The sequence below is a fragment of the Leeia aquatica genome (genome assembly GCF_012641365.1).
Lineage (GTDB): Bacteria > Pseudomonadota > Gammaproteobacteria > Burkholderiales > Leeiaceae > Leeia > Leeia aquatica.
In genome coordinates this window covers 576,304-592,147 of sequence record NZ_JABAIM010000001.1, presented here as the reverse complement: position 1 = coordinate 592,147, position 15,844 = coordinate 576,304, and the positions used below count along the sequence as shown (strand labels likewise).

Genomic DNA, 15,844 nt, shown 5'->3' with positions numbered 1-15,844 from the left:
GCCCGTTGGCCCGCAGGTCGAATGCAATGCGTTTAATTTGGTAGAGTGCCCCCATGCCCAAGCGGACAGACATCCAGAGCATCCTCATCATCGGCGCCGGTCCCATCGTGATCGGCCAGGCCTGCGAGTTTGACTACTCCGGCGCCCAGGCGTGCAAGGCATTGCGCGAAGAGGGTTACAAGGTCATCCTGGTCAACTCCAACCCCGCCACCATCATGACCGACCCCAATATGGCGGACGTGACCTACATCGAGCCGATTACCTGGCAGATGGTGGAAAAGATCATCGACAAAGAGCGCCCGGACGCCATCCTGCCCACCATGGGTGGCCAGACGGCGCTGAACTGCGCGCTGGACCTGTGGCACCACGGCGTGCTGGACAAGTACAAGGTCGAGCTGATCGGCGCCTCGCCGGAAGCCATCGACAAGGCGGAAGATCGCCAGAAGTTCAAGGATGCGATGACCCGCATCGGCCTCGGTTCCGCCCGCTCCGGTGTGGCGCATTCGATGGAAGAGGCGATGCAGGTGCAGGCGCGGGTGGGTTTCCCGGCCATCATCCGCCCGTCCTTCACCATGGGTGGTTCCGGCGGCGGCATTGCCTACAACGTGGAAGAATTCGTCGAAATCTGCACCCGGGGTCTGGACCTGTCGCCGACCAAGGAGCTGCTGATCGAAGAATCGCTGCTCGGCTGGAAAGAGTATGAGATGGAAGTGGTCCGCGACAAGGCGGATAACTGCATCATCGTCTGCTCGATCGAAAACTTCGACCCGATGGGCGTGCATACCGGCGACTCCATCACCGTGGCCCCGGCACAAACGCTGACCGACCGCGAATACCAGATCATGCGCAATGCCTCGATTGCCGTGCTGCGCGAGATCGGGGTGGATACCGGCGGCTCCAACGTGCAGTTCTCGATCAACCCGCAAGACGGGCGCATGATCGTGATTGAAATGAACCCGCGCGTGTCCCGCTCCTCGGCGCTGGCCTCCAAGGCCACCGGCTTCCCGATCGCCAAGGTGGCGGCCAAGCTGGCGGTGGGCTTTACGCTGGACGAACTGAAGAACGACATCACCGGTGGTGCGACCCCGGCCTCGTTCGAGCCGTCCATCGACTACGTGGTCACCAAGATCCCGCGCTTCGCGTTTGAGAAGTTCCCGCAAGCCAACGACCGCCTGACCACCCAGATGAAGTCGGTGGGGGAGGTGATGGCAATGGGCCGCACCTGGCAGGAGTCGCTGCAGAAAGCACTGCGTGGTCTGGAAACCGGCATGTCCGGTCTGGATGAAAAAACCACCGAACGCGATGTGATCGAAAAAGAGCTGGCCGAGCCAGGTGCCGAACGCATCTGGTATGTGGCCGACGCGCTGCGTATCGGCATGTCGCTGCAGGAAGTGCAGCAGCTGACCGCCATCGACCCATGGTTCCTGGTGCAGATTGATGATCTGGTGCGCGAAGAGCAAGCGCTGCGTGGCCAATCGATTGACGCCGTGGATGCAGGCTGGCTGCGCCGCCTGAAGCGCAAGGGCTTCTCGGATCGCCGTCTGGGCAGCCTGCTGGGCACCGACCAGAACGCAGTACGCCGCAAGCGCCATGCGCTGGGCGTGCGCCCGGTCTACAAGCGGGTGGATACCTGCGCGGCCGAGTTCTCCACCAATACCGCTTATATGTACTCCACCTATGAGGAGGAGTGCGAATCGCAGCCGACCAACCGCAAGAAGATCATGGTGCTGGGCGGTGGCCCGAACCGTATCGGCCAGGGTATCGAGTTCGACTACTGCTGCGTGCATGCGGCCCTGGCGCTGCGTGAAGACGGGTTCGAGACCATCATGGTCAACTGCAACCCGGAAACCGTGTCGACCGACTACGATACCTCCGATCGCCTGTACTTCGAGCCGCTGACGCTGGAAGACGTGCTGGAGATTGTCCACGTCGAGCAACCGGCGGGCGTGATCGTGCAGTACGGCGGGCAGACTCCGCTGAAGCTGGCACGTGCACTGGAAATGAACGGGGTGCCGATTATCGGTACCTCGCCGGACATGATCGACGCCGCTGAGGACCGCGAGCGCTTCCAGAAGCTGCTGAACGATCTGGGTCTGAAGCAGCCGCCAAACCGCACGGCGCGTACTGCACCGGACGCGATTGTGCTGGCCAACGAAATCGGCTACCCGCTGGTGGTGCGCCCGAGCTATGTGCTGGGTGGCCGTGCCATGGAAATCGTGCACGAGCAGTCCGACCTTGAGCGTTACATGCGCGAAGCGGTGAAGGTGTCCAACGACAGCCCGGTGCTGCTGGACCGCTTCCTGAACGACGCAGTGGAAGTCGACGTGGACGCCATCTGCGACGGCGAGCAGGTGTTGATTGGCGGCATCATGGAGCACATCGAGATGGCCGGGGTGCACTCGGGCGACTCGGCGTGCTCGTTGCCCCCGTACAGCCTGAGCCCGGCGCTGCAGGACGAGCTGCGCCGCCAGACGGTGGCGATGGCCAGGGCGCTGAACGTGGTCGGCCTGATGAACGTGCAGTTTGCCATTCAGGGCAAGGGTGAGCAGGCGGTGGTTTACGTGCTGGAAGTGAACCCGCGTGCCTCGCGTACCGTGCCGTTTGTGTCCAAGGCCACCAGCCTGCCGCTGGCCAAGATCGCAGCCCGCTGCATGGCCGGGCAATCGCTGGCGTCGCAAGGGGTGACCCAGGAAGTGGTGCCGCCGTTCTACTCGGTGAAGGAGGCGGTCTTCCCCTTCATCAAGTTCCCGGGCGTGGACGTGATCCTCGGGCCGGAAATGAAATCCACCGGCGAGGTGATGGGCGTGGGGCAGACCTTTGCCGAAGCCTTCGTCAAATCGCAGCTGGCGGCGGGCGTCAAGCTGCCGTCGGAAGGCAAGATCTTCGTGTCGGTGCGCAATGCCGACAAGACTGGCGTGGTGGATATCTGCCGCACCCTGACCGACCTCGGCTTCACCCTGCTGGCCACCAAGGGCACGGCAGCGGCAATCCGTGATGCGGGTCTGCCGGTGACGGCGGTGAACAAGGTGATGGAAGGCCGTCCGCACATCGTGGACATGATCAAGAATGGCGAAGTGGCCATGATCATCAATACGGTGGAAGAAAAGAAGCAGGCGATTCGTGATTCCTTCGCCATCCGCCACAGCGCCCTGCAAGGCAAGGTGACGTATTACACCACCTTGCCGGAAGCGCGCGCGGCAGCGGTAGGCTTGCAGCATGCGACCGACCTGCCGGTCTATGCCCTGCAAGACTTGCATGCCCGCTTGGCCTGATGAACAGGGGAGGGTGAAAAACCCTCCCGCAATGGGAAAAACCGCGTTACAATAGCCCGCAAATCATCCCGCAAGCCGCCGTCCCTGTGTACGGCGGCTTGTTCTTTTTGGTGCGTGCGCCATCAGCGGTGCCAAAAAAGAAATCATCAAGAATGAGGAGTAGCACCATGCAGAAGATTCCGTTGACCGTCCATGGCGCGGAACTGTTGAAGGCGGAGTTGCAGCGGCTGAAGTCGGTGGAACGTCCTGCTGTGATTCAGGCCATTGCTGAAGCCCGCGCACAGGGCGATCTGTCGGAAAACGCCGAGTACGATGCGGCCAAGGAACGTCAGGCCTTTGTTGAAGGTCGCATCCTGGAAGTGGAAGGCAAGCTGTCGACCGCGGTGATCATTGATCCGAGCGAGCTGGATGCCGATGGTCGCTGTGTGTTTGGCGCAACGGTGGACCTGGAAGACCTGGAAAGCGGCAATCAGGTGACCTACCAGATCGTGGGTGATGATGAGGCGGATCTGAAGCTGGGCAAGATTTCGGTATCCAGCCCGATTGCCCGTGCGCTGATCGGCAAGGTGGCCGGTGATGTGGCCGAGGTGCAGGCACCGGGCGGCATCCGCGAATACGAAGTGCTGGACGTTCGTTACATTTGAGCGACGGAGAGGGCTGATGGAAGCGCTGCGCAAACTGGCGGAAACCCTGTGGGTAGGCAGTCTGCTGTTCGTTGCGGCCATCATGGCCTGGCTGATGCTGCGGCGGCATGATCTCGGCGTCAGCGTGGCGGGCAGCCTGTTTGGCGCGGTGGCGCTCACCGGCTGCATCGCAGGGTTGATCCTGCTGATCCACCAGTTCTGGAAAGTGGGTTTTCGCGCTATGCGCACCCTGCCGTTCTGGCTGATCACCGTGATGTGGCTGTTTGCGCTGGTGCTGGGCTACGCCATTCATACCGGCTCGGCGGCCCTCGGGGTGCGGCTGGGGGATGTGGTGGTGTCCTGGCACACCATCAGCATGATGCTGTATCTGATTCAGTGTGTCTTGGGGGTGCTGCTGATCCTGTCCTGAACGGAGAGGGCAGCGCTGCGCGTACGCCAGGGCAGTACGCGCAGCAACAGAGGGAAGCTTACTTGGGGCTTTTCAGTTTGACGGTGCTGGTCTTGCTGCCTTTTTCCTGTGGCAGCGTGATACGGGGCCGGTCCGGATTCGGGCGGTAGATCACCAGCAGTTTGCCGATGTGCTGTACCGGGGCGGCGTCCAGCTGATCGCAGATGCTGTCGAACAAGGCTTCGCGCTCTTCGCGCTCGTCGGAAAACACCCGCACCTTGATCAGCTCGTGCGCGTCCAGCGACAGGGCGATTTCACGGATGACGGCATCGGTCAGACCGTTCTGGCCAATGCTGACCACCGGGTTGCGACCGTGGGCCTGGGCACGCAGCGCGCGGCGCTGCGTTGGATTCAATTCGATTTTCATGATGGCTAACCTGACTAAACCGGCTATTTTACCAGTATGACACGAAACAAGACCAGCAAGGCGTGGATGCAACAACATGTGACCGACCACTGGGTGCAACAGGCCCAAGCGCGGGGTTACCGTTCTCGTGCCGCGTTCAAGCTGCTGGAAATCCACGAAAAAGACCAACTGTTCCGCCGTGGCATGACGGTGGTGGACCTCGGCTCCACCCCCGGCAGCTGGTCGCAGGTGGCGCGGGAGCTGGTGGGTGACGAAGGCCGGCTGTTTGCGCTGGACATTCTGCCGATGGACCCGCTGCCCCGCGTAGACTTCATTCAGGGTGACTTTCGTGAGGACAAGGTGCTGGCGGAGCTGGAATCGCGTCTGGCCGGACGTCAGGTAGACCTTGTAATTTCCGATATCGCCCCCAATCTCTCAGGGAACCGGACAACCGATCAGGCGCGCAGCATTTACCTGAACGAGCTGGCGCTGGATTTTGCCAGCCGCTGGCTGCGTCCCGGTGGGCACTTTGTGGTCAAGGTGTTCCAGGGTGAGGGTTACCCGGATTTCATGGAACAGATGCGGCAGCACTTCAAGCAGGTGCTGACCCGTAAACCCAAAGCGTCGCGCGATAAAAGCACGGAAGTGTACTTGCTGGGGAAATCCTGTCTGGTCAATTCGGCAGGTGCGGTAGATAATGAGGACAGTCCGGCGTGAACTTTGTCGGGCGGCAGTCGTCCGACACAGGCAAACGCATGTCATGAGGAAGCAACCTTGAACAATCTGGGCAAGAACCTGATCATCTGGGTGGTGATCACGGCGATATTGCTGTCGGTATACAGCAGCTTCAGCCGCAATGACCGCTCCTCGAGCGATGTCAGCTACAGTGATTTCATCCGCATGGCGCGCGATCAGCGAGTCAAGTCGGTCACCATCGAAGGCACCCCGCTGGATGTGCAGGTGATTCGTGGCGTGCGCAACGATGGCAGCGAGTTCACCACCCGCGCCCCGTTTGATTCCCGCATGATGGACGACCTGCTGAAGTACAACGTGGAAGTCTCCGCCAAGCCGGAAGAGCGCAACATCCTGCTGTCGCTGCTGGTCAACTGGGCGCCGATGCTGCTGTTCTTTGGGGTGTGGATCTACATCATGCGGCAGATGCAGGGTGGCGGCAAAGGCGGTGCCTTCTCCTTCGGCAAGAGCCGCGCCCGCATGCTCGATGAGAATAACAACGCCATCACCTTTGCCGACGTCGCCGGTTGTGACGAGGCCAAGGAAGAAGTGGCCGAGATTGTCGATTTCCTGCGTGACCCGAGCAAATTCCAGCGTCTGGGCGGTCATATCCCGCGCGGCGTACTGATGGTGGGTAGCCCCGGTACCGGCAAGACTTTGCTGGCCAAGGCGATTGCCGGTGAAGCCAAGGTACCGTTCTTCTCGATCTCCGGCTCAGACTTTGTGGAAATGTTTGTCGGCGTGGGCGCGGCCCGCGTGCGCGACATGTTCGAGAATGCCAAGAAAAACGCACCCTGCATCATCTTCATTGACGAAATCGACGCGGTCGGTCGCCAGCGCGGCGCCGGTCTGGGTGGCGGCAATGACGAGCGCGAGCAGACCCTGAACCAGATGTTGGTGGAGATGGATGGTTTTGAAGGCACCACTGGCGTGATCGTGATTGCCGCTACCAACCGACCAGACGTGCTGGACCCTGCCTTGCTGCGGCCAGGCCGTTTTGACCGCCAAGTGGTGGTGCCGCTGCCGGATATCCGTGGTCGCGAACAGATCCTGAACGTGCACATGCGCAAGGTGCCGCTGGCCAACGATGTGAAGGCCGACGTGATTGCCCGGGGTACACCGGGTATGTCCGGCGCTGATCTGGCCAACCTGGTCAATGAAGCCGCCCTGTTTGCTGCCCGCGCCAACAAGCGTCTGGTTGACATGCTGGATTTCGAGCAGGCCAAGGACAAGATCTTCATGGGCCCGGAGCGCCGCTCGATGGTGATCCAGCCGGAAGACAAACGCAAGACGGCCTATCATGAGTCCGGCCATGCCATCATCGGTGCCAGCCTGCCGGAGTGTGATCCGGTACACAAGGTGACGGTGATCCCGCGTGGCCGTGCGCTGGGCGTGACCTGGTCACTGCCGGAGCAGGACCGCTTCAGCCTGTACCGCAATGAAATGCTGGCCAACATCTGCATGCTGTTTGGCGGGCGGGTGGCTGAGGAGCTGTTTACCAAGGACATCTCGACCGGGGCCTCGAACGACTTCGAGCGCGCCACCAGCACCGCACGTGACATGGTGATGCGCTACGGCATGTCGGACGAGCTGGGCCCGGTGGTGTACGCCGAGAATGAAGGCGAAGTGTTCCTGGGCCGCTCGGTGACCACCCACAAGAATCTGTCGGAAGCCACCATGCAGAAGGTGGACGCCGAGATTCGCCGCATTCTGGACGAGCAATATGCCCGTGCCAAGGACATCCTGCTCACCAATCGTGACAAGGTGGAAGCGATGACCGACGCGCTGATGGAGTATGAAACCATCGACGCCGAGCAGATTGCTGACATCATGGCCGGTCGTCCGATTCGCCCGCCGCAACCGGCCGCCGGCCTGCGCAGCAGCGGCAGCGATACGCCGCCTCCGGCTGCTCCTTCTCCTGAGGCCACCAGCAAACCGGCTGAAGGGTTGTAAGGCGCGTCACTTGACGGTTGGCGCCGCATAAACATCACGGTTTTGTTACACTCACAACGCATTGGCCTCGGCCAATGCGTTTTTGTTTGCAGGAGTGGTCATGCAGGAAGAGGGGATGCTGCAGTGCGGGCGTTTTCGCCTGTCCTTACAGCGGCCGTTGATCATGGGCATTGTCAACGTGACGCCGGATTCGTTTTCCGATGGCGGACGTTATGCTGATCCTGCCCGCGCGCTGGCCCATGCGCGCCAGCTGGTGGCGGAGGGGGCCGACTTGCTGGATATTGGCGGCGAATCCACCCGCCCTGGTGCCGCGACGGTATCCGAAACCGAAGAGCTGGAGCGGGTGATGCCGCTGCTGGCGGCGCTACGGGACGACGGTGTGCCCTTGTCAGTGGATACCGTCAAGCCAGGGGTGATGCGTGCGGCGCTGGCTGCCGGGGTCGATCTGATCAATGATGTCAACGCGCTGCAGGCAGAGGGTGCGGTTGAAGCCTTGGCGGACAGTGGCGCAGCAGTGTGTCTGATGCACAAGCAGGGCGACCCGGCCACCATGCAGCAGGCTCCTCGCTATGCGAGTGTGGTGGACGAGGTCGAGCACTTTCTGCTGCAGCGTGCTGTGGTGCTGCGGGCGGCCGGGGTGGCGTCGGCACGCATTGTGCTGGACCCCGGCATCGGTTTTGGCAAGACGGTGGAACATAATCTGGAGCTGCTCAAGGCCACAGGACGCCTGGCTTCACAGGGCTACCCCTTGCTGATCGGTGTGTCGCGCAAATCCCTGTTAGGTGCACTGACCGGCAGGCCAGTGGAAGAACGAATACATGCCAGTGTGGCCATGGCCCTGCTGGCAGTGGCGCGGGGGGCGCGCATCGTGCGGGTGCACGATGTGGCGGCCACCCGTGATGCATTGAAGATGTGGGAGGCGTTACAGTGAGTCGCAAATATTTTGGCACCGATGGGGTGCGTGGCCGGGTGGGCGAAGCGCCGATTACCCCGGATTTCGTGATGCGACTGGCCAATGCAGCTGGCCGGGTGTTTGCCAGCATGGAGTCTGCGCACAGCAGTGGTGAACGGCCCACCGTCGTGGTTGGCAAGGATACCCGCATCTCCGGCTATATGCTGGAGGCTGCGCTCGAAGCTGGCTTTACCGCTGCTGGGGTGGATGTGCTGCTGGTGGGCCCCTTGCCTACGCCGGGCATCGCCTACCTCACCCGCGCCTTGCGCCTGCACGCCGGGGTGGTGATCAGTGCCTCGCACAATCCGTTTGAAGATAACGGCATCAAGTTTTTTGGGCCGGGCGGCTGGAAGCTGCCGGACGAGATGGAGCTGGCGATTGAAGCCGCCCTCGAGCAGCCGATGCAGGTGGTGGCCTCGTCCCGCTTGGGCAAGGCGCGCCGCCTGGATGATGCGCGCGGTCGCTATATCGAATTCTGCAAGAGCAGCTTCCCCAACGATCTGGACCTCAAGCAACTGAAGATCGTGGTGGATTGCGCGCACGGTGCGACCTACCACGTGGCGCCAGACGTGTTCCACGAGCTGGGGGCCGAGGTGATTGCCATCGGCAACCAGCCGAACGGCACCAATATCAACGCCGGTTTTGGCGCCACCGATACCCAGGCGCTGCAGGACGCGGTGGTAGCACACCAGGCCGATCTGGGCATTGCATTGGATGGCGACGGTGACCGCCTGATCATGGTTGACCATACCGGGCGCAGCTTTGACGGCGACTACCTGATGTACCTGATCGCGCTGGCGCGCCACGAGCAAGGCAGCCTGAAGGGCGGGGTGGTGGGGACGCTGATGACCAATATGGCGGTAGAGGTGGCGCTGGCGGAACGCAATATCCCGTTTGCCCGTGCCAAGGTGGGCGACCGCTATGTGCTGGAGCGCCTGCTGGAAGCCGGTTGGCAGGTGGGCGGCGAAAGCTCGGGCCATCTGCTGTGCCTGGACAGCCATACCACCGGTGACGGTATTGTGTCGGCCCTGCAGGTGCTGCGGGCGCTGTTGCAGCGCAAGCAGCAGCTGGCCGATCTGGCGGCGGAACTGACCCCCTTCCCGCAGAAGATGATCAATGTCCGCATCCGCAAGGGCTTTGATTTCCACAGTTCGGCAGGCGTGCAGTCGGCGCTGGCGGAAGCCGAGCAGGCCTTGCGCGGGCAGGGGCGGGTGGTGCTGCGCCCCAGTGGTACCGAGCCGGTGATCCGGGTGATGGTAGAGGCGCGGGAAGAGGCCCTGGTGCAACACTGGGTGCAACGTCTGGCCGCCGCAGTAGAGGCCGCTGCCGCCTGAGTCTGGCCGCACGGGAGCCGCTGCGGCAGGGTGGCTCCAGTCGATGCATGATTGTGTCACAATTGTGTAATGTTTCCCGCCTATGATGGCGCCAGTTGCAGAAGCCAACCGGCCAATGCGAAAACTGGAACCCTTTGGAGACGTAAGCACATGAGCAAGATCCGGATGACGTCCGCAGCCCTGCTGGTCGCAGGTGCATTTTCCCTGAGCACGGCTGCTGTTCACGCCGAATCCCTGATCAAGATCGACGGTTCCTCCACCGTGTACCCGATTACCGAAGCCGTGGCGGAAGACTTCCAGGCCTCCAAAAAGGGCGATGTGAAGGTGACCGTGGGTATCTCCGGTACTGGTGGTGGCTTCAAGAAGTTCTGCCGTGGCGAGATTGACATCTCCAACGCTTCCCGTCCGATCACCACTAAGGAAATGGACGAGTGCAAGAAGGCCGGTATCAGCTACCTGGAGCTGCCGGTGGCATACGACGCGCTGACCGTGGTGGTGAACCCGTCCAGCCCGATCAAGGCGCTGACCGTGGCCCAGCTGAAGAAAATGTGGGCACCGGAAGCTCAGGGTGCGGTGAGCAACTGGAACCAGGTGGATACATCTTTCCCTGACATGCCGCTGAAGTTGTACGGTGCGGGTTCTGAATCCGGTACCTTCGATTATTTCACCGAAGCCATCGTCGGCAAGCCGAAGTCCAGCCGTGGTGACTACACCGCATCGGAAGATGACAACGTGCTGGTGCAAGGCGTGTCGCGTGACAAGGGTGGCCTGGGCTACTTCGGTTACGCCTACTACGCTGAAAACAGCAAGAAGCTGAAGGCCGTGCCGATCATCGCCAAGGATGGTGCACCGGCTGTGATGCCGTCGGCTGAAAACGTGATCAACGGCAGCTACCAGCCGCTGTCCCGCCCGATCTTCATCTACGTGAACGCCAAGGCGCTGGACCGTGCTGAAGTGAAGGAACTGGTGAACTTCTACCTGACCAATGCACCGAAGCTGGTCAAGGAAGTGAAGTACATCCCGCTGCCTGACAAGGCTTACGGCATGATCAAGGAACACGTGGCCAAGAAGAAGCTGGGTACCGTGTTTGGTGGTGATCCGAAGGTGGGTGTGAAGATCGAAGACCTGCTGGCCCTCGAAGCCAAGATGTAAGCCAGGTTGATCGACAAGGCGGGGGCGGCATCGCCCCCGTACGTGCTTCTACCCTCCTGTAGAGAGGGTTTGTATGAGGGGAAAACGTGTCTGCTACCGCTGACGCCGCACTGGCGCGTTCGACACTGACCTACCGCGCTTCGCGTAATATGAAAGAGCGTGGTATTGAGCTGCTGCTGCTGGCGGCCGCTTCCATTTCCGTACTGGCGACGGTCGGCATCATGGTGGTGCTGATTTCCGAGTCGCTGTCTTTTTTCAAGGATGTGCCGGTCTGGCGCTTCCTGACGGACACCCAGTGGACACCGCTGTTTGAGAACCCGCAGTTTGGCATTTTTGTGCTGCTGTCCGGTACTTTGACCTCGTCGCTGGTGGCTCTGCTGATTGCCATCCCGCTGGGGACGGTGATTGCGGTTTACCTGTCCGAGTTTGCCGGTTTCCGTACCCGCGAAATGGCCAAGCCGATTCTGGAGCTGCTGGGCGGGGTGCCAACTGTGGTGTACGGCTTCTTTGCCATGCTGGTGATTACGCCGTTGCTGCAGAAAATCATGCCCAATTTGCCGGGCTACAACCTGCTGTCGGCCGGTCTGGCCATGGGCCTGATGATCATCCCGTATGTCAGTTCGCTGGCGGAAGATGCCATGCGCGCGGTGCCGATGCACATGCGCGAAGGTTCCTACGCGATGGGGGCCACCAAGCTGCAAACCGCCTGGCGGGTGGTGATGCCAGGTGCGGCATCCGGCATTGGCGCAGCCTACATTCTGGCGATTTCCCGTGCGGTGGGCGAGACCATGATTGTGGCGGTGGCAGGCGGCATGCAGCCGAACCTGACCGTCAACCCGATGCAGGAAGGCCTCACCGTAACCAGCTACATTGTGCAGGTGGCCAAGGGTGACCTGGAACATGGCAGCGTAGGCTACCAGAGCATTTTTGCAGCCGGTCTGGCGCTGATGCTGGTGACCTTGCTGTTCAACCTGTTGGGCGCCTGGCTGCGTCGTAAATTCCGGGAGACCTACTGATGGATGCGCAACGTAGCCTCGCGCTGCGGCAGATGATCGTCCGCCACAAGCGTTGGGATGTGATTTTTGCGGCGATGGGTTTGGTGGCCATCATGCTGGGTCTGCTGACCCTGATCACCCTGTTTGGCGGGCTGATTTATGATGGCTATGCCCCGATGGTGTCGCCAGAGCAAGACTTTTTCAGCAACTTCCCGTCTGGTCGTGCATCGCGGGCCGGTGTGCTGGCCGCATTGGTGGGCTCGGCAGCGGTGATGGTGGTGACGCTGCTTGTGGCGGTTCCGCTGGGCATTGCTGCAGGCCTCTATCTGGAAGAGTATGCTGGCAAGAACTGGTTTACCTCGCTGATTGAAGTGAATGTCTCCAACCTGGCCAGTGTACCCTCCATCATCTTCGGTATTCTGGGGCTGGCGGTGTTTGTGCAGAAGTTTGCGCTGGGTAACAGTATCCTGTCCGCAGGCATGACGCTGGCACTGCTGATCCTGCCGGTAATCATTGTGACCACCCGTGAAGCCGTGCGTTCGATCCCGGTGGGTATCCGGGAGGCGTCTTATGGGGTGGGTGCCACCAAATGGCAGACCGTATCACGTCATGTGCTGCCGTACTCCATGCCGGGTATCCTGACCGGGGTGATTATCGGCATGGCGCGCGCCATCGGTGAGACCGCACCGCTGGTGGTGGTGGGGGCGGTGGCCTTTATCACTTTCCTGCCGCACAGCCCGATTCAGCCGGATTTCCCATGGATTTCCTTCGAGTGGCTGAAAGACCCGTACACCGTGATGCCGATGCAAATGTTTGACTGGGTGTCGCGTCCGCAGGAAGATTTCCATGCGCTGGCCGCCGGGGCGGGGCTGGTGCTGATCGTGATGACCCTGCTGATGAACGGCCTGGCCATTTACCTGCGCTACCGTCTGCGCAAATCGATCAAGTGGTGAGCACAACCATGAAAGTGACTGAAAACATGGACCTGAATCCGGTAAAAGAGCAGCAAGCTGCTGAAACCCTCAAGGTGGAAGCCCGCAATCTCAACTTCTACTATGGCGGCTTTCACGCGCTGAAGGGCGTCAGCCTGCCGGTGTATGCCAACAAGGTGACCGCGCTGATCGGTCCTTCCGGTTGCGGCAAATCCACCTTCCTGCGCTGCTTCAACCGCATGCACGACCTCTATCCGGGCAACCGTTATGAGGGCGAGATTGTGCTGCAGCCGGATGGCGTGAACATCCTGGATCGCCGGGTGGACCCGATCGAAGTGCGCATGCGGGTGGGCATGGTGTTCCAGAAGCCCAACCCCTTCCCCAAGTCGATCTACGAGAACGTGGCTTATGGCCTGCGCATCCGTGGCACCAACAACAAATCGCTGGTGGACGACAAGGTAGAAGAATCGCTGCGTGGTGCTGCCTTGTGGGATGAGGTGAAGAACCGCCTGAACGATATGGCGTTCAACCTCTCTGGTGGCCAGCAGCAGCGTCTGTGTATTGCACGCGCGCTGGCGACCGATCCGGAACTGTTGCTGTTCGACGAGCCGACCTCGGCGCTGGACCCGATTGCGACGGCCAGCATTGAAGAGCTGATGACCGAGCTGCAGAACCGCGTCACCATCCTAGTGGTGACCCATAATATGCAGCAGGCGGCGCGGGTGTCCAACTATACCGCCTACATGTATCTGGGCGAGATGGTGGAATTCGACCTGACCGACAACATCTTCACCAAGCCGAAGAAGAAGCAGACTGAGGATTACATCACCGGTCGCTTTGGCTGAGCCTGCCCAGCCGGGCAGGGCAGTGGTATCATCCGGGGGCGGTGCAAACCGCCCCTTTTTCATGATACGGAGCCGCACATGGCGCAGACGGTACGCCGCCCGCTGGTAATGGGCAACTGGAAGATGCATGGCAATCTGCAAGAGAATGCCGCCTTGCTGCAAGGCTTGCTGCAGGCCGGATTCTCCGCAGAAGAGGCACGGGTGGCCGTGTGCGTGCCTGCACCGTATCTGGCGCAAGCGCAAGCGCTGCTGCAGGGGAGCGCTGTTCACTGGGGCGCGCAGAACCTGTGCCGCGAGCCGGTGGGTGCCTTTACCGGTGAAGTGTCGGCCCGCATGCTTGCCGACTTTGCCTGCCGCTATGTGCTGGTGGGGCATTCCGAACGGCGCACCTTGTTCGGCGAAAGCGACCATGATGTGCTACAAAAGGTAGGGCAGGCGTTGCAAGCGGGCTTGATCCCGGTCATTTGCGTGGGTGAAACACTGGCGCAACATGACGCCGGTACAACGGAAGCCGTGATTGCAGCCCAGCTGCAGCCCTTGCTGGCTGGGCTGGCGGCGGCTGACTGGACGCGCGTGGTGGTGGCTTACGAACCGGTGTGGGCGATAGGCACTGGCAAGGTGGCGACCCCTGAGTATGCGCAGAAAGTGCATGCCTTTATCCGTGCCCAAGTGGCAGAGGAAGCGGCTGAGGCCGCGCAAGGCTTGCAAATCCTGTATGGGGGTAGCGTAAAAGCTGAAAATGCGGCACAATTGCAGGCTATGCTTGATATTGACGGTGCGCTGGTTGGCGGGGCTTCGCTGAAGGCGGACGAGTTTGTCAAGATTTGTCGAAGTTTCCGGTAAACGGTAAAATAAGGTTCTGTATGGATTGGCTGAAAACCTTGCTGCTGGTGGTGGATGTGCTGGCGGCACTGATCGTGATCGGCTTGGTGCTGCTGCAGCAGGGCAAGGGTGCCGATATGGGTGCATCCTTCGGTTCTGGCGCTTCGGGTACCCTGTTTGGCGCATCCGGTTCGGCGAACTTTCTGAGTCGCAGTACCGCCATCGCAGCAACCGTGTTCTTTGCAGCAAGTCTGGGTCTGGCAGTTCTGGCCGTGCATGGTCAGAAATCCTCCAGTATCATGACCCAGCCTGCAGCGGCGACCCAACCTGCGCCGCAAGCGCCGGCTAAACCGGCGGGTAATCCTCAGGTTCCCAATTAAGTCTGGCCCCGTTTTTCACGGGGTGTGATTTTCCTGGGCCGACATGGTGAAATTGGTAGACACGCTATCTTGAGGGGGTAGTGGCGAAAGCTGTGTGAGTTCGAGTCTCACTGTCGGCACCATTTGTTTCAAGTCTTGGCAATCCGGCCGCGGGTCGGGTGGTGTTTGTTGCTGCCCGAATTGCGAAGTCGCTTGGGGGCGGTATGCTGCAACAATACTTTCCGGTCTTGCTCTTTATTGCTGTCGGGATTGGCATCGGTCTGGTGCCGATGCTGCTCGGCCGTCTCATCGGGCCCAATCGTCCGGATTCTGAAAAGCTTTCCGCCTACGAGTGCGGCTTTGTGGCGTTTGAAGATGCGCGCATGCAGTTTGATGTGCGCTACTACCTGATCGCCATCCTGTTCATTTTGTTCGACCTCGAAACGGCCTTTTTGGTTCCGTGGGCGATCTCACAAAAAGACATCGGCTGGGGCGGCTTTGTCTCCATGATGATCTTCCTCGCTGAATTCGTGATCGGTTTCGTGTATTTGTGGAAAAAAGGTGCGCTGGAATGGGAGTAGAAGGCGTGTTGGAGAAGGGCTTTGTCACCACCACGGCTGACAAGGTTCTGAACTGGACCCGTACCGGTTCGCTGTGGCCCATGACCTTTGGCCTGGCCTGTTGTGCGGTGGAAATGATGCAGGCTGGCGCGGCGCGCTATGACCTGGACCGTTTCGGTATCATTTTCCGCCCCAGTCCGCGTCAGAGTGACCTGATGATCGTGGCCGGTACCCTGTGCAACAAGATGGCGCCCGCCTTGCGCAAGGTGTACGACCAGATGGCCGAGCCGCGCTGGGTGCTGTCGATGGGCTCCTGTGCCAATGGCGGCGGCTACTACCATTACTCCTATTCGGTGGTGCGTGGCTGTGACCGTATTGTGCCGGTTGATGTCTATGTGCCGGGCTGTCCGCCGACCGCCGAGGCACTGCTGTATGGCCTGATCCAGCTGCAAGGCAAGATCCGCCGTACTTCCACCATTGCACGGCAGGCCTGACACG

16 protein-coding genes and 1 tRNA gene are annotated in these 15,844 nt (G+C 60.8%); 16 read left to right on the top strand and 1 reads right to left on the bottom strand.

The genetic code is table 11. The annotated features are described in order from the left end of the window. Positions 1-53 precede the first annotated feature (53 nt). The 3 genes from carB to HF682_RS02805 all read left to right on the top strand — a co-directional run bounded on the left by carB (position 54) and on the right by HF682_RS02805 (position 4,325). The gene (gene carB / locus HF682_RS02815) at positions 54-3,272 is read left to right on the top strand and encodes a carbamoyl-phosphate synthase large subunit (protein ID WP_168875718.1); all 3,219 of its coding nucleotides are present in this window, start codon (positions 54-56) and stop codon (positions 3,270-3,272) included. Positions 3,273-3,439: 167 nt separating this feature from the next. Next, positions 3,440-3,916, top strand: coding sequence for a transcription elongation factor GreA (greA, locus tag HF682_RS02810; protein WP_168875717.1), 477 nt, complete (start codon positions 3,440-3,442; stop codon positions 3,914-3,916). 16 nt (positions 3,917-3,932) lie between these two features. Further along, complete coding sequence (locus HF682_RS02805; protein ID WP_168875716.1) at positions 3,933-4,325, top strand: hypothetical protein; 393 nt, start codon at positions 3,933-3,935, stop codon at positions 4,323-4,325. 58 nt (positions 4,326-4,383) lie between these two features. Here the strand turns inward: HF682_RS02805 and yhbY are convergent, their stop codons facing one another. Continuing rightward, on the bottom strand, positions 4,384-4,731 hold the full coding sequence (gene yhbY, locus HF682_RS02800; protein WP_205881874.1) for a ribosome assembly RNA-binding protein YhbY: 348 nt from the start codon (positions 4,729-4,731) through the stop codon (positions 4,384-4,386). Between the two features lie 36 nt (positions 4,732-4,767). On the opposite strand from yhbY, the gene HF682_RS02795 reads away from it, so the two are divergent. The 13 genes from HF682_RS02795 (at position 4,768) to HF682_RS02735 (ending at position 15,840) form a co-directional block, all read left to right on the top strand. Next, positions 4,768-5,427 (top strand): RlmE family RNA methyltransferase, encoded by a 660-nt coding sequence (locus HF682_RS02795; protein ID WP_168875715.1) that lies wholly within the window; start codon positions 4,768-4,770, stop codon positions 5,425-5,427. A 57-nt stretch (positions 5,428-5,484) separates the two neighbouring features. Further along, on the top strand, positions 5,485-7,395 hold the full coding sequence (gene ftsH / locus HF682_RS02790; RefSeq protein ID WP_168875714.1) for an ATP-dependent zinc metalloprotease FtsH: 1,911 nt from the start codon (positions 5,485-5,487) through the stop codon (positions 7,393-7,395). A gap of 100 nt (positions 7,396-7,495) precedes the next feature. Continuing rightward, the gene (gene folP, locus HF682_RS02785; RefSeq protein ID WP_373282859.1) at positions 7,496-8,326 is read left to right on the top strand and encodes a dihydropteroate synthase; all 831 of its coding nucleotides are present in this window, start codon (positions 7,496-7,498) and stop codon (positions 8,324-8,326) included. Continuing rightward, the gene (gene glmM, locus HF682_RS02780) at positions 8,323-9,681 is read left to right on the top strand and encodes a phosphoglucosamine mutase (RefSeq protein WP_168875713.1); all 1,359 of its coding nucleotides are present in this window, start codon (positions 8,323-8,325) and stop codon (positions 9,679-9,681) included. The genes folP and glmM overlap by 4 nt, the downstream gene beginning before the upstream one ends. Positions 9,682-9,831: 150 nt before the next feature. Further along, positions 9,832-10,833 (top strand): PstS family phosphate ABC transporter substrate-binding protein, encoded by a 1,002-nt coding sequence (locus HF682_RS02775; RefSeq protein WP_168875712.1) that lies wholly within the window; start codon positions 9,832-9,834, stop codon positions 10,831-10,833. Between the two features lie 86 nt (positions 10,834-10,919). Further along, positions 10,920-11,849, top strand: coding sequence for a phosphate ABC transporter permease subunit PstC (gene pstC, locus HF682_RS02770; RefSeq protein WP_205881873.1), 930 nt, complete (start codon positions 10,920-10,922; stop codon positions 11,847-11,849). Further along, positions 11,849-12,781, top strand: a complete 933-nt coding sequence (pstA, locus tag HF682_RS02765; protein ID WP_168875711.1) for a phosphate ABC transporter permease PstA — start codon at positions 11,849-11,851, stop codon at positions 12,779-12,781. The genes pstC and pstA overlap by 1 nt, the downstream gene beginning before the upstream one ends. Before the next feature lie 26 nt (positions 12,782-12,807). Then, a complete protein-coding gene (gene pstB / locus HF682_RS02760; protein ID WP_373282873.1) occupies positions 12,808-13,605 on the top strand; it encodes a phosphate ABC transporter ATP-binding protein PstB in 798 nt (265 codons plus the stop codon). Between the two features lie 78 nt (positions 13,606-13,683). Then, positions 13,684-14,448, top strand: coding sequence for a triose-phosphate isomerase (gene tpiA, locus HF682_RS02755; protein ID WP_168875709.1), 765 nt, complete (start codon positions 13,684-13,686; stop codon positions 14,446-14,448). A 20-nt stretch (positions 14,449-14,468) separates the two neighbouring features. After that, on the top strand, positions 14,469-14,807 hold the full coding sequence (gene secG, locus HF682_RS02750) for a preprotein translocase subunit SecG (protein ID WP_168875708.1): 339 nt from the start codon (positions 14,469-14,471) through the stop codon (positions 14,805-14,807). A 37-nt stretch (positions 14,808-14,844) separates the two neighbouring features. Then, positions 14,845-14,929, top strand: a tRNA-Leu gene (locus HF682_RS02745). A gap of 81 nt (positions 14,930-15,010) precedes the next feature. Continuing rightward, entirely contained in the window at positions 15,011-15,367 is a 357-nt protein-coding gene (locus HF682_RS02740) for an NADH-quinone oxidoreductase subunit A (RefSeq protein ID WP_168875707.1), read from the top strand. Next, positions 15,358-15,840, top strand: a complete 483-nt coding sequence (locus HF682_RS02735; RefSeq protein ID WP_168875706.1) for a NuoB/complex I 20 kDa subunit family protein — start codon at positions 15,358-15,360, stop codon at positions 15,838-15,840. Before HF682_RS02740 ends, HF682_RS02735 begins: the two co-directional genes overlap by 10 nt. The last annotated feature ends 4 nt before the right edge of the window (positions 15,841-15,844 follow it).